Source organism: Mesorhizobium sp. L2C084A000 (assembly GCF_000502875.1).
Lineage (GTDB): Bacteria > Pseudomonadota > Alphaproteobacteria > Rhizobiales > Rhizobiaceae > Mesorhizobium.
The window spans coordinates 21,753-34,907 of the sequence record NZ_AYWX01000019.1; the positions used below are offsets into that span (position 1 = coordinate 21,753).

Annotated in this window: 13 protein-coding genes and 1 pseudogene; 2 read left to right on the top strand and 12 right to left on the bottom strand. The window is 63.2% G+C overall.

Going from position 1 to position 13,155, the window contains the following annotated elements; all coding sequences use genetic code 11:
* Positions 1-16 precede the first annotated feature (16 nt).
* From X735_RS138975 to X735_RS138965, 3 genes and pseudogenes are all read right to left on the bottom strand, one after another.
* A complete protein-coding gene (locus X735_RS138975) occupies positions 17-676 on the bottom strand; it encodes a CvpA family protein (protein ID WP_023813747.1) in 660 nt (219 codons plus the stop codon).
* Between the two features lie 63 nt (positions 677-739).
* On the bottom strand, positions 740-2,143 hold the full coding sequence (gene radA / locus X735_RS138970) for a DNA repair protein RadA (protein ID WP_023813748.1): 1,404 nt from the start codon (positions 2,141-2,143) through the stop codon (positions 740-742).
* A gap of 57 nt (positions 2,144-2,200) precedes the next feature.
* Positions 2,201-3,753, bottom strand: a pseudogene (locus X735_RS138965) (replicative DNA helicase); the annotation flags it as partial.
* On the opposite strand from X735_RS138965, the gene X735_RS1000000170435 reads away from it, so the two are divergent.
* Positions 3,643-3,888, top strand: coding sequence for a hypothetical protein (locus tag X735_RS1000000170435; RefSeq protein WP_023813750.1), 246 nt, complete (start codon positions 3,643-3,645; stop codon positions 3,886-3,888). The pseudogene X735_RS138965 and the gene X735_RS1000000170435 sit on opposite strands and share 111 nt — an antisense overlap.
* A gap of 133 nt (positions 3,889-4,021) precedes the next feature.
* Here X735_RS1000000170435 and X735_RS138955 read toward each other — a convergent pair whose 3' ends face one another.
* The 9 genes from X735_RS138955 to rpsF form a co-directional block, all read right to left on the bottom strand.
* Positions 4,022-5,251 carry an RNA polymerase sigma factor gene (locus X735_RS138955; protein ID WP_023813751.1) on the bottom strand — a complete coding sequence of 410 codons (1,230 nt, stop codon included), beginning with the start codon at positions 5,249-5,251 and terminating at the stop codon, positions 4,022-4,024.
* The gene (locus tag X735_RS138950; protein WP_023813752.1) at positions 5,248-5,613 is read right to left on the bottom strand and encodes a YciI family protein; all 366 of its coding nucleotides are present in this window, start codon (positions 5,611-5,613) and stop codon (positions 5,248-5,250) included. The genes X735_RS138955 and X735_RS138950 overlap by 4 nt, the downstream gene beginning before the upstream one ends.
* A gap of 45 nt (positions 5,614-5,658) precedes the next feature.
* Positions 5,659-6,372, bottom strand: coding sequence for a DUF1428 domain-containing protein (locus X735_RS138945; RefSeq protein ID WP_023813753.1), 714 nt, complete (start codon positions 6,370-6,372; stop codon positions 5,659-5,661).
* Positions 6,373-6,512: 140 nt separating this feature from the next.
* The gene (locus X735_RS138940) at positions 6,513-7,484 is read right to left on the bottom strand and encodes a small ribosomal subunit Rsm22 family protein (protein ID WP_023813754.1); all 972 of its coding nucleotides are present in this window, start codon (positions 7,482-7,484) and stop codon (positions 6,513-6,515) included.
* A gap of 1 nt (position 7,485) precedes the next feature.
* Positions 7,486-7,809, bottom strand: a complete 324-nt coding sequence (locus X735_RS138935) for a YnfA family protein (RefSeq protein WP_023813755.1) — start codon at positions 7,807-7,809, stop codon at positions 7,486-7,488.
* Positions 7,810-7,876: 67 nt separating this feature from the next.
* Complete coding sequence (locus tag X735_RS138930; protein WP_023813756.1) at positions 7,877-9,181, bottom strand: cyclopropane-fatty-acyl-phospholipid synthase family protein; 1,305 nt, start codon at positions 9,179-9,181, stop codon at positions 7,877-7,879.
* A 301-nt stretch (positions 9,182-9,482) separates the two neighbouring features.
* Entirely contained in the window at positions 9,483-10,067 is a 585-nt protein-coding gene (gene rplI / locus X735_RS138925) for a 50S ribosomal protein L9 (protein WP_023813757.1), read from the bottom strand.
* Positions 10,068-10,287: 220 nt separating this feature from the next.
* Positions 10,288-10,536, bottom strand: a complete 249-nt coding sequence (rpsR, locus tag X735_RS138920; RefSeq protein ID WP_006203718.1) for a 30S ribosomal protein S18 — start codon at positions 10,534-10,536, stop codon at positions 10,288-10,290.
* On the bottom strand, positions 10,536-11,036 hold the full coding sequence (gene rpsF / locus X735_RS138915; RefSeq protein ID WP_013532520.1) for a 30S ribosomal protein S6: 501 nt from the start codon (positions 11,034-11,036) through the stop codon (positions 10,536-10,538). Before rpsF ends, rpsR begins: the two co-directional genes overlap by 1 nt.
* Positions 11,037-11,488: 452 nt before the next feature.
* Between rpsF and X735_RS138910 the strand changes: the two genes are divergently transcribed.
* Positions 11,489-13,147, top strand: coding sequence for a pilus assembly protein (locus tag X735_RS138910; RefSeq protein WP_023813758.1), 1,659 nt, complete (start codon positions 11,489-11,491; stop codon positions 13,145-13,147).
* Positions 13,148-13,155 lie beyond the last annotated feature (8 nt).

The window sequence follows — 13,155 nt, forward strand, 5'->3', positions numbered from 1 at the left end:
ACGCCGTTTTCGGGCGTCAGTTTGCCGGTGCCGCCGGTGCCGGAGCGTTGTTGGCCGGTGGTGTTGCGTCATTGTCGTCAGGCGCCGGCGTGTTGGCATCGTCGCCGCCCGCCGGAGCATCCGCGGCCGGTGCGTCCGGAGCCGCTGGCGTCTCGGCGCCCGGCTGATTCGGATTGAGCTTCTTGAGGATCGCGTTTTCCGGATCCTCGGGCAGCAGGCTTTCGAGCTTGGCGCCGATCTGTTCGAGCAGCGGCCGCGACTTGGCCTCCGTGACCCAGGCTGGTGCCTTGGCACCGGCCAGCCAGTTGAAGAACAGCAGGGCGACGGCAACGACCAGGATGCCGCGCGCGGCGCCGTAAAGGAAACCGAGCGTACGATCGAGTGCGCCGATCCTGGAATCGATGATCCAGTCGGCTAGCTTCATGGTGATGACCGAGACGACGATCAACGCGATGATGAAAACCACGCCGGCGGCCGCCGCCATGGCGACCTTTTCATTCTCGATGTAGGGCGCGAGGTAAGGCACAACCGGCTTGTAGAAGAAGAACGCCGCCGCTGCCGCCGCTGCCCAGGAGACGACGGACAGGACTTCGCGCGAGAAGCCGCGAACCATGGCGAGCATCGCCGAGACCAGAGTGAAGCCGACGAGAATTCCGTCAAGCAGCGTAATCGGCATGTCTTTCGCCCCACTCCATGAGCCGCATTATAGCGCGGAGCATCGGGTTCTGGGTCCGATGCTCTAATCTTCTTCGTCCACGCGGCTTCGGCGTGAGCCGGCTATGCGTGCCACGAGGTCGGCAAGCTCGGTCGGCTGGAAAGAACCGGCCCCGATCCCCCCGGCCAGTTCCCCGCTGCCCGAGGGCAGAACCGCGCTTCCAAAACCCAGCTTTTCGGCTTCCTTGAGGCGCTGTTGCGCATGCGCAACCGGCCTCACGGCGCCCGAAAGGCTGATTTCGCCGAAATAGACGCAATCGGCGGGAAGGGCAAGACCGGTGAGCGAGGAAACCAGGGCGGCCGCCACTGCCAGATCGGCCGCGGGCTCCGAAATCCGGTAGCCTCCGGCGACATTGAGATAGACATCGTGAGTGCCGAAGCGCACGCCGCAATGGGCTTCGAGAACCGCCAGGATCATCGACAGCCGGGCGCCGTCCCAGCCGACGACGGCGCGGCGCGGCGTGCCGAGCGAGGAGGGTGCGACCAGTGCCTGGATCTCGACCAGCACCGGCCTTGTCCCCTCCATGCCGGCGAAAACCGCCGCCCCCGGCGATTTGGCATGGCGTTCGCCAAGGAAAAGCTCGGACGGATTGGCGACCTCGCGCAGGCCCTTGTCCGACATTTCGAAGACGCCGATCTCGTCGGTCGGTCCAAAACGGTTCTTCACCGTGCGCAGGATGCGATAGTGATGGCCGCCTTCGCCTTCGAAGTAGAGCACGGCGTCGACCATGTGCTCGACGACGCGCGGCCCGGCGATCTGGCCTTCCTTGGTGACATGGCCGACCAGTACGATCGCAGCACCCGTAGATTTCGCATAGCGGATCATCGCCTGGGCGGCGGCGCGCACCTGTGTGACGGTCCCAGGCGCCGAATCGGCAAGGTCGGTCCACAGCGTCTGGATCGAATCCAGGATGACGAGATCAGGCCGCTTGCCGTCGGCGATCGTCGCCAGGATGTCCTCGACATTGGTCTCGGCGGCAAGTTCCACCGGAGAAGAGGCGACGCCAAGCCGCTGCGCCCGCAGCCTGATCTGCGCGACCGCCTCTTCGCCGGAGACATAGACGATGCGGTGGCCTTTTGATGCCAGCGCCGCGGCCGCCTGGGTGAGCAGCGTTGACTTGCCGATGCCGGGGTCGCCGCCGACCAGCAGCGCCGAGCCGCGCACGAAACCGCCGCCGGTGGCGCGGTCGAGTTCGCCAATGCCCGAGATGATGCGCGGCGCGTCCTCGATATCGCCGGACAGCGTGGTCAGCACCACCGCGCGGCCCTTGCGGGCGTTGCGCGTGTTGGCTGGTCCCGAGCCGATGCCGCCGGACGTGCCTTCCTCGACCAGCGTGTTCCACTCGCCACAGGCATCGCATTTGCCGGCCCAGCGCTGATGCACCGATCCGCAACTCTGGCAGATGAATTGGACGCGCGACTTGGCCATCAGCGGGATGCTGCTTGAAAATGGCCTGGGCGAGGTGGGCTGGGGTAGGTCAAAAAGCTACTCGAACCTTTCCGGCAGATGATGCTCCTCGGCGAGGTCGGAGAAGCGGGTGAACTCGCCCTGGAAGGCAAGGCTGACGGTGCCGGTCGGGCCATGGCGCTGCTTGGCGATGATCACTTCGGCCTTGCCCTGGACCTCGATCATCTTCGTTTCCCAGGCGAGGTGCTCGGGCGTGCCTTTCTCCGGTTCCTTGTTCTTGATGTAATATTCCTCACGGTACACGAACAGCACGACGTCGGCGTCCTGCTCGATCGAGCCCGATTCGCGCAGATCGGACAGCTGCGGATGCTTGTCGTCGCGGCTTTCGACCTGACGCGAGAGCTGTGAGAGGGCGATGATCGGCACGCCCAACTCTTTGCCGAGTGCCTTCAGTCCGGTGGTGATCTCGGTGATTTCCTGGACGCGGTTCTGCGACGCCTTGGCGGACGAACCCTGCATCAGCTGGATATAGTCGATGACCATCAGGTCCAGCCCGCGCTGCCGCTTGAGGCGGCGGGCGCGCGCCGCGAGCTGGGCGATCGAGATACCACCCGTCTGGTCGATGTAGAGCGGGCGCTTGTGGTTCTCCTGCGTGTAGGCGACAAGCTTGCCGAAATCGGCTTCCGTCAAATCGCCGCGCCGGATTTTCGACGATGGAATCTCGGTCTGCTCGGAGATGATGCGGGTGGCCAGCTGCTCCGACGACATTTCAAGCGAGAAGAAGCCGACGACGCCGCCATTGGCCGCCTTGACCGAACCGTCGGCCTGCTGGGCAGGCTCATAGGCGGCAGCGATGTTATAGGCGATGTTGGTGGCCAGCGACGTCTTGCCCATGCCTGGGCGGCCGGCGATGATGATCAAATCGGATGGCTGCAGGCCGCCCATGCGGTGGTCGAGATCGCGCAGGCCGGTGGCAATGCCGGATAGGTGGCCGTCGCGCATGTAAGCCGCACTGGCCATGTCGACGGCGTTCTTCAACGCATCGGAAAAACTCTCGAAGCCGCCATCGTAGCGGCCGTTTTCGGCCAGCTCGAACAGGCGGCGTTCGGCGTCCTCGATCTGTTCGCCGGGCGCCATGTCGACCGGCGCGTCATAGGCGATGTTGACCATGTCCTCGCCGACGGTGATCAGCGCGCGGCGTGTGGCAAGGTCATGGATGGCGCGGCCATAGTCGGTGGCGTTGACGACGGTGACGGCCTCGACCGCCAGCCGCACGACATATTGCGCCATCGTCATGTCGCCGACCTTCTCGTCGGCGGGCAGGAAGGTTTTCAGCGTGATCGGCGTCGCCACCTTGCCCATACGGATGAACTCGGACGCCACCTCGAAGATCTTGCGGTGCAGCGGTTCGTAGAAATGGCTGGCCTTGAGGAAGTCCGAGACGCGATAGAAGGCGTCGNATCTATGCGGATTAGCTCGGCCGCGACCTCGAAGATTTTCCGGTGCAGCGGCTCGTAGAAATGGCCGGCCTTGAGGAAGTCGGAGACGCGGTAGAAGGCATCGTTGTTGACGAGGATGGCGCCGAGCAGCGCCTGCTCGGCCTCGATGTTGTTGGGCGCTTCACGATAAAGCGGTGTTTCCGCCACGCCGAATTTTCGCGCTGCTTCTGCCATGATGTCCCCGATTTCGATCCCGGCTTCTCGATATCAGAACGTGACAAGTCCATGCTGACTTATCTGCACCAGTGCCTGTCCAATCAGCTTTGATACCCGCGATTCACAGCCGAGTTTTTTCGGTGGAAAGAATCACAATTGACTCGAATCGAAAGAACGATTGTAGCGCATCTACAGGGAGAACAAAACGGGAAAACAAGAATGGTGCCCTGTGCAGCCATCCCGCTCAAAGCTGACCGAGTCGCCCCTCGATGAACCGGCGTTCCGCCGGTTGCCGGGTCAACTCGATCGCCCGCCGGTAGGAGGTCCTTGCCGCTTCGGTCAAGCCAAGCCTGCGCTGCATGTCTGCTCGCGCCGCGTGCGCCAGATGGTAGCCGTCCAGCCCGCCTTGTCCCATGACCGCCTCGATTGCCGCCAGTCCGGCCTGCGGGCCGTCGCGCATGCCTATGGCCGCGGCGCGGTTAAGTGCCACGACGGGTGAAGGATCGACGCGGCCGAGCACATCGGAAAGCGCGACGATTTGTACCCAGTCGGTCTCCGCCGTGCCTGCCGCCTCGGCGTGGACGGAAGCAATGGCCGCCTGCAGGATGTAAGGTCCGATGCGGCGCGAGGCGATCGCCCGACCGATCAGGCCGTCGGCCTCGGCGATCAGCGCACGGTCCCACAGCGCGCGGTCCTGGTCCTCCAGCAGCACAAGATCGCCGCTGGCATCGACCCGTGTTGCGCGCCGCGCCTCGTGCAGCAGCATCAGGGCAAGCAGCCCTTGCGCCTCCGGCTGGTCGAGCAGCTCAACCATCAGCCGGCCGAGCCGGATCGCCTCGGCGCACAGATCGGCCCGCGTCAGGTTCGGCCCCTCGGTTGCCGCGTAACCCTCGTTGAAGATCAGGTAGATCACCTGCAGCGCACTCTCGAGACGCGCCGGCAGGTCGTCGCGGTCGGGCACTTCGTAAGGGATGGCCTCGTCCCGGATCTTCGCCTTGGCCCGCACGATGCGTTGCGCAATGGTCGGTGCCGGCGTCAGATAGGCGCGGGCGATCTCCTCGGTGGTCAAGCCACCCACTTCGCGCAGGGTCAGGGCAATGCGTGCATCCGGCGTCAGCGCCGGGTGGCAGCAGACGAAAATGAGCCGCAATTCATCGTCCTGAATGTCTTCCGGCATGGCTGGCTCCGGCGTCGGCTCGGCCAGAGCCATGAGCTCGGGCAGGGCCCCGGTCAGCCGCGCTTCCCGGCGCCAGCGGTCGATGGTTCTGAAGCGGCCGGCCGAGACCAGCCAGGAATAGGGATTGGCCGGAACACCCTGGCGCGGCCATTGTTCGGCGGCAGCCGTGAAGGCCTCATGCAAGGCCTCCTCCGCCGCGTCGAAACCGCCGAGCAGGCGGATCAAGGTCGCCAGCACGCGCCGCGCCTCGGTGCGGTAGGCCGCCTCCAGGGCGTCGCGCGGGCCGGCGGTGCTCACAGGGCCGGCGGCGGCTGGCTGAAGTCGACGACCGGGCGGACTTCGATAAAGCCGATCGTTGCCAGCGGATGGCCGCTCGCCACCCGCACCGCTTCATTGAGATCACGGGCTTCGATGACGATGATGCCGCCCAGGATTTCCTTGGTCTCCATGAACGGGCCGTCGACCGAAGACATCTTGCCGTCGCGGACCTGCACGGTCATCGCCTCTTCCGGCAACACCAGGGCTTCGGCGGTTACGAAGTGGCCGCTGGCCCTGAGCACCTCGTCATATCCGGCGCATTCGGCCAGCACGGCGTTGGCTTGCGGGCTGCCGCCGAACAGCGTCTTGGGGTGGTAGTAGATGAGACAGGCATAACGCATGGTGGGTTTCCTTTTCCAGGATTGTCGAAACTAGGGTTCTTGGGATCAGGCGTCGAGGATCGGTGCGAAGTCGCCATGGACCCGGCGCTGGTTGTCGTAGGGCATGGTGTCGGCATACATGCGCGGATCGGCAATCACCTTCTTCCAGGCGTCGTCACGCACCTGCTTCGACGGCCATTCGACCCAGGCATAGACGACAACCTCATCGCCCGTCGCTTTCACGGCGCTGCGGTAATCGGTGATCTCGCCGTCGGGAACATCGTCGCCCCACGCCTCGACGACGCGGGTTGCGCCATGTTCCTTGATCACCGCGGCCTGCTTCGCCGCCACGGCAAGGTAGGCTTGCTTGTTGGCGGCCGGCACCGGCACCAGCGAGCCATCGATATAGCCGGTCTTGCCGGTCGTGTTCAGGTCGATGAACGGCGTGAAACCGCCGATGATCATGTGCTTGCCGTCAAAGGGCATGGACGCGCCGATCTCCGCCATGCGCGGGTCGCTCATCATCGTCTGATAGGCAGCGTCCGCCGCCGCCTTGTCCGCGTATTCGTGCCACGAAAAGGTGATGACCTCATCCGGCTTTGCCTTCACGGCTCCCTTGAAGTCGGTGATCTTGCCGCCGGGCACGTCGTCGCCCCATCCCTCGACCATCCGGGTGGTGCCGAACTCCTTCAGCACCGATGCCGCCTTGGCGACATGCTTGCGATAGGCTTCCTTGTTGGCGGCGGGCACCGCGGCGACAAATCCTGCGATATAGCTCATTGCGTCTCTCCTGTTGGCTGATGCCGTTTGACACTCTTGGCGTCTCGAAAGATCCGAGAACGCCAATGGTCGAACGGCACGGCCTGGATTCGACATCGCTCCGAATTTTTCTTCGGAGCGGTTCGAAACGCCACTGCCGCCTATTCGGAACCCAGCCTGTCGCCCCAGTCCAGCCGCCGGGCGAGCTTGAAGTCGGCGCCGTCGCGCTTGGTGAACAAGCGCTCGGCGGCGGTACCGTCGTCCTGGCAAAGCTTGAGCAGAACCTTGCCGGAGCCGGATTTCGGCGGCGCAAGAACCCGCGCCTGGTGCGAAGTGGGCCGTTCTCGGGAAGCCGCGACATAGATGAACTTCTCGTCTTCCCACGGCACGTCGGCATCCTTGGCCAGCCGATGCAGGCGCGAGCGGGCGACGCGGCGGGAAAAATGGCACCAGTCGGGCTGGATCAGCGGGCAGGGCGCCTGATGCGCGCAAGGCGCTAGCACATGCGCGCCCGCCTCGATCAACTGCCGGCGCACGGCAAGGATGCGCTGCCAGCCGGCAGGGGTGCCCGGCTCGACCACAAGCAGCGTGTCGGCGGTGAGTTGCCAGAGGCGGTCGATGAGCTTCGGCAGTGATGCGGGAGCGATTTCATCGAGCACATAGGCGCAAGTGACCAGATCGGCCGACTTGAGGTCGGCAAGGTCGATGGTGGCATCACCCGCCAGCCACCTCGTCTGGGCGGCAATCGCACCGGCGGCAAGTGTCTCGCCGACCTTGCGTACCGCCGCACTGGCTTCGAACAACACAGCCTGTTCGAGATCGGGCCACAGCTCAGTCGTGGCCCAAAGCGCAGTACCAGGACCTGCGCCGACATCGAGCAGGCTCTTGGGTTGGAAGGCGGGCTTGGCATCGCTCAGCGCATCGAGACTGGTGCGGATCGCGGCATAGGTCGCCGGCAGCCGCGTCGCCAGATAGGCTTTCACCGCCAGATCCTCGGCCATGTGCAGACGGCCGTCGCGCAATTCGGCACGATAACGGTCGGACAGCGTTTTTGCCGCTTGTTTGAGTACAGCCAGCGGAACGTTTTCGAGCAAGCGCTCGACACCTTGGCGAAGGGATGCCGGCAACTCCATCTCACGCGCCCCGCGGGACGAGAAGGATCACGGAAGCGCCGGCAATGCAGAGCGCCGCGCCGGCAAAATCCCAGCGGTCGGGGCGCACGTCCTCCACCAGCCACAGCCAGCCAAGCGATGCCGCAATGTAGATGCCGCCATAGGCGGCGTAGGCGCGACCGGCGGCTGACGTGTCGACCAGCGCCAGCAGGAGGCCGAACAGGGCAAGCGAGCCGAGGCCGGGAAGAAGCCAAAGCGGCGACTTATCCAGCCGCCACCAGGCCCAGAACGAAAAGCAGCCGGCGATCTCGGCCAGAGCGGCGGCGGCATAGAGGACGTAGGTCATGAAAAAGGTCCCGCGACGGTCACGGGACCTTTTTCAGTGCAGGCGCCGGCAATGGCAAGCGGCAATGCTATTCCTGGTCCGCAACCTTGCGGCGACGAGCCGGCTTGGCGGTCGGACTCTTTTTGACGGGAGCCGTTTCACGATGCCCCATATCGCGCATCTCGAGCGCCTTTTCGCATTTGGCCATGTAGTCGCGCGACATCGGCAGCGTATCGTTCTTCTTGGTGATCTGGATCTGGAAGATGACCAGGTCCTGCCAGCGGAAGGCGGCTTCCGAGGCCGCCAGATAGAATTCCCACATGCGGCAGAAGCGCTCGTCATAGATCGCCTTGGCCTTGTCGCGGTTGGCAGCGAAGCGCTCGCCCCAGTGCTTCAGCGTATCGGCATAGTGGAGCCGCAGGATCTCGACGTCGGTGACGACCAGGCCCGACTTTTCGATCGCCGGCATGACTTCCGAGAGCGAAGGGATATAGCCGCCCGGGAAGATGTATTTGCGGATGAATGCGCTGGTCGCCCACGGCACGCCGGAACGACCGATCGTGTGCAACAGCATCACGCCATCGGGCTTGAGCAGCGTCGCGCTCTTGTCGAAGAACGTACGGTAGTGGTTGACGCCGACATGCTCGAACATGCCGACCGAGACGATGCGATCGAAACGCTCGTTGAGTTCGCGGTAGTCCTTGAGCTCGAAATGCACGCGGCTTTCCAGCCCTTGCGCGTGCGCCCGGTCGGTGGCGACGCCATGCTGCTCGGTCGACAGCGTCACGCCCTGCACGTCGACGTCGAACGCTTTGGCGAGGTAGAGGCCAAGCCCGCCCCAGCCGGAGCCGATGTCGAGCACCGTCTGGCCGGCTTTCAGCCGGAGCTTGGCGGCGATGTGGCGCTTCTTGGCGGCCTGCGCTTCGTCCAGCGTCATGTCCGGCTGCTCGAAATAGGCGCAGGAATACTGCATGTCCTGGTCAAGGAAGAGCCGGTAGAGGTCGCCCGACAAATCGTAGTGGCGCTGCACGTTGCGGCGCGAGCGCGAGGCGGTGTTGATCTGCTGCAGGCGGCGGAAGGCGTGGCGCAGCCCTTCGATGGCCTTCGACCAGGTGGCGTCGATGCCGCCGCTGCCCATATTCTGGAAGGCGATGCGCATCACGCCCAGCACGCCGCCTTCGAGGATGTCGAGTTCGCCGTCCATGTAGGACTCTGGCACTGCCAGCATCGGATCGAAGGTGATGGCGCGCTCGGCATGCGCCGTCTTGATATGCATGTGCACCGGTTCGCCGCTGCCGTCGCCGAAAATCACAGCCGAGCCCTTGGGGCCGGTCACCTTGAGATTGCCGGTGCGCACCAGGCGGTCGAGAACGCGCTTCAACAGAATATTCATGACCAAATGTCCCCTCTCGGCCAGACAGGCTGCCTTGGCGCGTGACCGCGAAAATCGGTATCGATTTCGCCGGGGGTCTTGCGCCGAACCAAAGTTGCACAGCGTGCTTTGCGCGGCCAAAGGACGCGCTACGCCATAGTCTGCAACAATATATAGGGGTTCGAAAAGTTCCATTTGGCACAAAAATGCCCGGGCGAGAGACCCGGGCATTGGTCCAGCATGGCTGGATGACGGCAAAGTGATCGGAGCTTGGCTTTAAGTCGTGATCAGCCCATGGCTCCAATCGTCTTGCGAAGTGTGATCAGGCGTTGTCTTCGCCGCCCTCGAACTCGGTGTTCGGATCGAAGAAGTTCTCCGGCCGGGCGTTGTCGTTGATGTCGTCGCCATAGATGGCTTCGGCAGTGGTCAGTGTCTCGCCCTTGGCCTGGCGCTCGGCTTCGTCGGCCGTGCGGGCGATGTTGAGCGTGACGGTGACCTCGACTTCCGGATGCAGCGCGATCGCCACATTGGTGACACCGATGGTCTTGATCGGCTGGTTGAGCAGGATCTGGTTGCGGTTGATCGAGAAACCTTCCGCCGTCAGCAGATCGGCGATGTCGCGGGTCGAAACGGAACCGTAAAGCTGCCCGGTTTCGCCGGCGGAGCGGACGGCGATGAAGCTCTTGCCGTCGAGCTTTTCGGCGACCTGGGCCGCTTCCGACTTGCGCTCGAGGTTACGGGCTTCGAGTTGGGCGCGCTGGCCTTCGAACTTCTTCTTGTTGGCTTCGTTGGCGCGCAGCGCCTTGCCCTGCGGCAGCAGGAAGTTACGGGCAAAGCCGTCCTTGACCTTGACGGTGTCGCCCATCTGGCCGAGGCGGGAAACGCGTTCGAGAAGAATGACGTCCATGGTTTTGTTCCTTCGGTTGGGCGCCAATCGATCGATGAGATCGACGCCGAATGTCTCTGGAACAGGTCAGGAAGCTTGAGCGCCGGGGGCGCTGGTGACGCTGTCCTGCCTGTCGCGGCAGTTAGAGGTTTTTGACCTCAACCCGGGATTTGATGTCCAACCCTGCGGCGCCCGTCGCCGCGGGAGAAGAGCGGGCGGCGAGCCGCCCGCATTGACGCTATTAGCGAACCACGTAGGGCAGCAGGCCGAGGAAGCGGGCGCGCTTGATTGCCTTGGCGAGTTCGCGCTGCTTCTTCTGGCTGACGGCGGTGATGCGCGACGGCACGATCTTGCCGCGCTCAGAAATGTAGCGCTGCAGCAGACGCACGTCCTTGTAGTCGATCTTGGGCGCGTTGGCGCCGGAGAACGGGCAGGTCTTGCGGCGGCGATGGAACGGGCGCCGGGTCGGGATCTGATTGATGTCGACCATTATTCTGCACCCCCTTCAAAGCCTTCGCGCGGACGGCGCGGACCACGATCGGCACCAGCGTCGCCGAACGAGCGCGGCGGACGATCGCCACGGTCGCCGCGATCACGATCGCCGAACGAACGCGGACCACGATCGCCACGGTCACGGTCGCCGAAGCCGCCGCGTTCCGAGCGCTCTTCGCGCTTCTGCATCATGGCCGACGGGCCTTCCTCATGCGCCTCGACCTTGATGGTCAGGAAACGCAGCACGTCTTCGGACAGGCCCATCTGGCGCTCCATCTCGTTGAGCGCGGCGGCGGGGCAATTCAGGTCCATCAGCGTGTAGTAAGCCTTCCGGTTCTTGTTGACCCGGTAGGTGAGGGACTTCAGTCCCCAGTTCTCGACCCGGCCGACGGACCCGCCATTTGCGGAGATGACACCCTTGTACTGTTCGACAAGCGCATCGACCTGCTGCTGCGAGAGGTCCTGCCGGGCAAGAAACACATGTTCGTAAAGAGCCATTATGTCTTATGCCTTTCTTCGTTTCTCTCCCGGTTCCCGGCGGCAAAAGCCTCTGCAACTTCTCTGACCCGCAAACCCTCGAAGGGCAGGGGGAAGAAAGGAGCATAACGAGACGGTCGAGAGCGGAGACACGGGAGGCGGAAGCACTTCCGGCTTCACACGAAGGTTCTAAAAAACCTCCGGCCCTCCGTTCAGCCCCCAGCAAGGACCGGCAGATTGCGGGCGTCTATATAGCAATCCGACCGTAAAGCAAGGGCAAGCGGCATTCCCGTGTGTCCCACGTGACGATCGGGGAGCAGCAACGGCGGAAGTTGTGGTTTCCGGGAACCACGTCTTAACCACACTAGAAGGTTGTGTGGAGTTGAAGCCCAGCCGTCAACGGTCGATTCATCATGGAAGGCGCAAAAGCCCGGACGACCGCACAAAAGCGGCAAGCATTTCCGGGGGTAAGGATGCTTCTCGACAAATTCTGGCGCTCGAAGAGCGGCAATTTCACGCTTGTGCTGGCACTGGGTTTGCCGGTCATCCTGACAGCAGTCGCTTTCGCAACCGATGTCTCGACCCTTATGCGGGCCAAGAGCAATTTGCAGAACGCTCTCGATTCGGCAAACCTTGCTTCCTCGCACCTTGGCGATCTCGACATCACCCGCAATGACGCTTTCAACCGCTATTTCCAAGCCAACATCGTCGGTCATGGCGAGCTCGGCAATGCGCAGGCGACGTTGACTGTCGACAAGGGCGTCAACTTCGTCAAGACAAAGGCGGTTGCCTCGGCGGACGTCAATCTCAACTTCGCCTTCCTGTTCGGCGACAGCAAGCGCATCGTCGTCGATGCCTCGGCGGTCGAATCGAACAACCAGCTCGAAGTCGTGCTGGTGCTGGACAACACCGGCTCGATGGCCGGCGCGCGGATGACGGCGTTGAGGACGGCGACAAAATCGTTGCTCGACACGGTCGAAGCGGCGAAATCGCCGACGCGCAAGATCCGCGCCTCGCTGGTTCCTTTCGTAACGGCTGTCAACGTCAATGGCGACGGCTTCGATCCGTCCTGGATCGACATGGACGGCAAGTCCTCGACCAACGGCGTCAATTTTCCCGTCATCGACGGCAAGCGGCCGAACCACATGGCGCTTTTCAAACAGCTCAAGAAGACCGGATGGACCGATGCCGGATGGAATGGCACCGGATGGAAGGGTTGTGTCGAGGCGCGGCCAGGCGCTTACAATATCTCCGACACGCCACCCGACACGGCCAAGCCCGAAACGCTGTTCGTGCCGTACTTTGCGCCGGATGATCCCGAAGACGCCCAAAAGCCGTCTGGCTCCTATGGCAATTCGGACAAATACTACAACAACTCCTACCTCAACGATGTCAGCGACAAAACCAGGCTTGCCCAGTCGGGCATCAACATTCTGGGCATCGATCTCAGCAACCTGCTCGGCAACCTCATCGATCTTTTGTCGCCCGATGACAGGGCTGCCAGGGAAAAGATCGCCAAATATGTTGCGCCCGCCAAGGAACTCATCACCGAGACCGGCTCTCCCATCACTATCGGCCCGAACCGTGCGTGTCCGACCCCGGTGGTCCCCCTGACCGACGATTTCGACAAGCTGCGCAAGGCAGCCAGTCGGATGACCGAGTGGAACGGTTCGGGCACCAATGTCTCCGAGGGCCTGTCATGGGGTATGCGGGTGCTGTCGCCCGCCGCGCCCTACACCGATGGAGCGCCGTGGAAGACGCCCGGCATCAGCAAGATCGTGCTGTTGCTCACCGACGGTGAGAACGTCGTCTATGGCGCCAGCCAACAGCCGACGAAGTCTGACTACACATCATATGGCTATCTGGCCGGCGGCCGTTTCGGATCGGATAACCAGACGACGGCGGCACGCAACGTCGATGGCTGGACCAAAAGCGTCTGCACCCAATTGAAGGACCAGGGCGTACAGATCTACACCATGGTGCTGCAGTCCGACACCGCAGCCAACCGTGCGCTTTACAGCGCATGCGCCTCTGATCCGAGCGGCTATTATGCAGTCAACGATCCGACCAAATTGCCGGACGTCTTCCAGCAGATTGCCAACAAGTTCTCGAAGCTGCAATTGACGAACTAAAGGCGATC